We start from the raw sequence: 2,670 nt of genomic DNA, 5'->3' as shown, positions 1-2,670 counted from the left end.
GCGTGCCCGCCGGGTGGCGTGCCCGGCGCCGCCACTGGCTGCCGGGTGTGCGCGGTGAGCAGGTCGGCGGCCCGGTCGGCGGAGATCCGTCCCTCCGGGGCCGCGGTGAGCAGTCCCATGATCGCCGACGCGAGCGGACCGTGCGCCCGGCTGAGGGAGGGGACCTCGTTCAGGATCGCGTGCAGGGTGGCGGCCGTGGTGGGGCGTTCGAACGGCACCACACCCTCCACGGCGTGGTAGAGCGTGGCACCGAGCGCCCACAGGTCGGAGGCGGGCCGGGCCTCGTGTCCGGCGACCCGTTCCGGTGCCATGAACGCCGGGGAACCGACGAGCATCCCGCTGGTGGTCAGGCGCGGATCGTCCACGGCCTGCGCGATGCCGAAGTCGGTGAGCTTCACCCGCCCGTCGGCGGCGACCATGATGTTGCCCGGTTTCACGTCCCGGTGGACGATGCCCTCGGAATGGGCCGCCCGCAGGGCGGACAGGACCTGCGTCCCGATCGTGGCCACCTGCTCCGGGGGCAGCGCCCCGCGCTCCCGCACCAGATCGGCGAGGGTGGGTGCCTCGACCAGCTCCATGACGATGTAAGTGGTGTCCACCTCGGTCACCACGTCGAACACCGTGACCACCGCGGGGTCGTTGAGTCGCCCGCCGGTCCGGACCTCCCGGAGCACCCGCTCCTGGAACACGCCGACGTCCTCGGCGCCGTCGGGCAGCCGCAGTTCCTTCACCGCCACCCAGCGGCCGATCACGGTGTCCCGCCCCCGCCGGACGACGCCCATGCCGCCCCGGCCCAGCTCCTCCGCCAGTTCGTACCGGCCCGCGATCGTGCGCGCGACCCCGCCGGCAGCGGCCCCGCCGGTCCGTCCGTCGGCCTGCTCGCCGGTCCGTTCGTCGGTCCGTTCGTCGGTCACAGCCATCCCCTCGTCCGCGGCGCCCCGATGCTAGCGACACCACTGGGCGGGAGGGCGACCACCGGTGTCCGCGACGACCGGTGAGCGGGCCGTCACCCGTCGTGGACGTCGTGTCCCGCGTCGCGCAGCGCGGCGAGCGCGCGGTCGAGGTCCGCGCCCCGGACCAGCACGTGGTCGGTGTCGTAGGTGGACAGGGCGAACAGCGTCACCCCCGCGGCGGCCAGCTCACCCGCCAGCGCGGCCATGATCCCGGTCAGGGTGAACGAGAGCGGCCCCCGCACGGTGAGCAGGCGCCACCCGTGCTCCACCCGGGCACCCTCCGGCGCCGCCGCGGCCGCGCACACCACGGACAGCTCCGTGTCGGTCCGGGTCACCGAGACCAGCCCGGCTCCGGACCCCGGGTCGAGCAGGGGCGCGGGCACGGGTGCGGAGGGGTCCAGCCGCGCGACGACGTACTCCCCCGGCCGCACGTCCACGGCGAGCTTGCGCACGCCTCAGCCCTCGGCGACCCGGGGGCTGGACGCCACCTCGGTGCCGTCCGGCAGCGTCGAGATCGTGAAGTCGGCGAAGGCGTTCTCGGCCACCTTCTGCAGTTGCCGCAGACACTCGACGGCGAGCGCGCGGATCTCCACGTCGGCGTGCTCGGTGGCGCGCATGGCGATGAAGTGCCGCCACGCGCGGTAGTTGCCGGTCACCACGATGCGGGTCTCGGTGGCGTTGGGCAGCACCGAGCGCGCCGCCTGGCGGGCCTGCTTGCGGCGCAGGGTGGCGCTCGGCGCGTCGGCGAACTTGTCCTCCAGCGCGGCGAGCAGATCGTTGTAGGCCCGCACCCCGGCGTCGGCGGCGGCGAGGAACTTCTCGTGCAGCTCGGGGTCGTCGGCGATGACGTCCGGCTCGACGATCGCGGCGTCCCGCTCGGGGACGTAGCGCTGGGACAGCTGCGAGTAGGAGAAGTGCCGGTGCCGGATCAGCTCGTGGGTGAGCGAACGGGAGATCCCGGTGATGTAGAAGGTGACGCTGGCGTGCTCGAGCACGGACAGGTGCCCGACCTCGATGATGTGGTCGAGATACCCGGCGTTCGTCGCCGTTCTCGGGTTCGGCTTGCTCCACGACTGGTAGCAGGCCCGCCCCGCGAACTCGGCGAGTGCCTGCCCCCCGTCGGCGTCGGTCGACCAGGACACGTCGTCCGGTGGGACGAACTCCGTCTTCGCGATCAACCGCACCTGGGGTTTCACCGTCTCGGCCACGTCCGACTCCCTCCTCTTACGCGCCCGGCCAGCGTATCGCCCGGGGTCCGCGCCGGTCGGGCGGGCACCACACCGCCCGCACCACGACACCGTGCCGACACCACCGTGCAGGCAAATGGCCCCTTGTCGGACACCATCACTGGTGTCATCGTGATGTCATGGACCTGAATCCGTACCTGGAGACCCTCCGGGAGAACCTCGCGACCACGGCCTCCGCCGGGGACGAACAGCTCCAGCGTGCGGCGGCGGTGCTGTCGGCGGCGCTGGAGCCCGCCGCCCGGCTGGCGCTGATGAACGCACTGTCCGACCTCGCCGCGGAGGTGACGGCGGAACTGCCCGGCCACGTCGTCGACGTGCGGCTCGACGGCCGGGACGTCCGGGTCGTGGTGGACACCGTGACCCCGGCCCACCCGGCGGACGGCGCCGACGGCCCCGAGCCGGGGAACACGGGGACCGTGGGCGTGGGTGTGCCGGGGACCCCCGGCACACCGGAGTCCGGCGCCACCGGG

Annotated in this window: 3 protein-coding genes and 1 pseudogene; 1 reads left to right on the top strand and 3 read right to left on the bottom strand. The window is 73.6% G+C overall.

Annotated elements, in window-relative coordinates:
- The 3 genes from ACTIR_RS0115165 to thyX form a co-directional block, all read right to left on the bottom strand.
- Positions 1–920, bottom strand: a 920-nt coding sequence (locus ACTIR_RS0115165) for a serine/threonine-protein kinase (RefSeq protein WP_026454916.1), incomplete at its 3' end; no start/stop codon positions are given.
- An 86-nt stretch (positions 921–1,006) separates the two neighbouring features.
- On the bottom strand, positions 1,007–1,405 hold the full coding sequence (locus ACTIR_RS0115160; RefSeq protein ID WP_026454915.1) for an ACT domain-containing protein: 399 nt from the start codon (positions 1,403–1,405) through the stop codon (positions 1,007–1,009).
- Positions 1,406–1,408: 3 nt separating this feature from the next.
- A complete protein-coding gene (gene thyX / locus ACTIR_RS0115155; protein ID WP_007027226.1) occupies positions 1,409–2,161 on the bottom strand; it encodes an FAD-dependent thymidylate synthase in 753 nt (250 codons plus the stop codon).
- A gap of 158 nt (positions 2,162–2,319) precedes the next feature.
- On the opposite strand from thyX, the pseudogene ACTIR_RS23620 reads away from it, so the two are divergent.
- Positions 2,320–2,670: pseudogene (locus ACTIR_RS23620) on the top strand (hypothetical protein); the annotation flags it as partial.

This window comes from Saccharomonospora iraqiensis subsp. iraqiensis, from assembly GCF_000430445.1.
GTDB classification, from domain to species: domain Bacteria; phylum Actinomycetota; class Actinomycetes; order Mycobacteriales; family Pseudonocardiaceae; genus Saccharomonospora; species Saccharomonospora iraqiensis.
This window is presented reverse-complemented; position numbering and strand designations above follow the sequence as displayed.